Origin of the sequence: Mesorhizobium sp. M7A.F.Ca.CA.002.09.1.1 (assembly GCF_003998555.1) — a bacterium.
GTDB lineage: Bacteria > Pseudomonadota > Alphaproteobacteria > Rhizobiales > Rhizobiaceae > Mesorhizobium > Mesorhizobium ciceri.
This window is the reverse complement of sequence record NZ_RZRR01001184.1, coordinates 1-1,386: the sequence shown is the minus strand read 5'-3', so window position 1 is coordinate 1,386 and position 1,386 is coordinate 1. Positions and strand designations below refer to the sequence as shown.

Genomic DNA, 1,386 nt, shown 5'->3' with positions numbered 1-1,386 from the left:
ACTATATAGAGGCACGAAATTTAATCTGTCTACTATTGTGTCGACACTTTTTGCGCTGTACCCTCTCCAAGTCAGCAACGCGCCCGAACGACCTTCGCAGCTCCATTCGACAGGCAGAGCCATGGACGACACCAACCTTCCACCCGCGCCCTCTGGCATCCATGTTTCCGGAACCGAAACGCGCGAAAGCTACTGGCAGCCGGTTCCCGCAAACGGCCATATCGACGTGGCGCTCGCGCCGCACATCGTCGGCATGGAGCACCCCTTCGCGCTGGGCACGCAGTCGGTAGCGCCCGGCGGCTATGTGCGCGAACACACGCATGACCGCAACGAAGAGACGGTCTATGTCATCGAAGGCCATGGCCGCGCCGTCATCGACGGCAAGGAATATCCGCTGGAACCGGACAGCGTGGTGTTCCTGCCGAAGAATGTCCGACACATGTTCATCAACGACGGCGACACGCGCCTGCGCTGGATCTGGTTGATCGTGCCGAACGGGCTCGAGGATTTCTTTCGCCTGATCGGCAAGCCGCGCAAGCCAGGTGACCGTGTGCCGTCCAATTTCCCGCGCCCCGAAAACGTTCTGGAAATCGAGCGCAAGACGGTGTTCGGGGCAGACCTCGCCGACAAGTTCGATCCCCTGAGGCAGAATCCCTGAAGAAGCCTCGGATGGTGACGCTCGGCCTCATCGGCTTCGGCACGATCGCGCGCGAGATCGTCTCAGCTTTCCCAGTGGACTCGGTTTGCTGGGTGGCGCTGATGCGCGAAGGTACCCGCCGCGACTTGCCGGCGAATGTCAGCACTGTCACGCAGCTTGACGCGCTGATCGGTCCGCGCCCCCGGGCGGTGGTGGAGGCGGCAAGCCAGGAGGCGGTGGCCGCTTATGTGCCCGCGCTTCTCGAAGCCGGCATCCCGACCATCATCGCTTCGATCGGTGCATTCGCCGATCCGATCCTTGCCGCGAGGCTGACCGATGCTTCGCGCAATAGCGGCGCGCGCTTGGTCCTGCCGTCAGGCGCGTTGGGCGGTCTCGACTATCTCAGGGCGATAGCCGCACTTCCTGAGGCGCGGGTGCGCTACACCTCGCGCAAGCCGCCGACAGCTTGGGAAGTCGAGCTTGCCACTCTTGGCCTGTCGGCCGAGCACGACGCGGTATCCCTCTTCGAAGGCACGCCGGCGCAAGCGGCAAAGCTCTATCCGAAAAACCTCAACGCCGCCTTCGCCGTGGCGCTCGCTGCAGGTATCGACAAAGTCACAGTGCGCGTGGTTGCCGATCCGAAAGCTGCCGGCAACATGCATGAAATCGAGGTCGAGAGCACCGCCGGCACCGCCTCCTTCCGCCTCGTCAACGCACCCTCGCCCAACAATCCGAAAACCTCGATGCTC

Annotated in this window: 2 protein-coding genes; both read left to right on the top strand. The window is 62.9% G+C overall.

Annotation, left to right across the window (positions count from 1 at the left end; all coding sequences use genetic code 11):
• Window positions 1-121: 121 nt before the first annotated feature.
• Window positions 122-658: a cupin domain-containing protein gene (locus tag EN994_RS31590; protein ID WP_063168733.1), complete on the top strand. Its 537-nt coding sequence runs from the start codon at window positions 122-124 to the stop codon at window positions 656-658.
• 11 nt (window positions 659-669) lie between these two features.
• The coding region (locus EN994_RS31585; RefSeq protein ID WP_127308158.1) for an aspartate dehydrogenase at window positions 670-1,386 on the top strand (717 nt) is incomplete at its 3' end.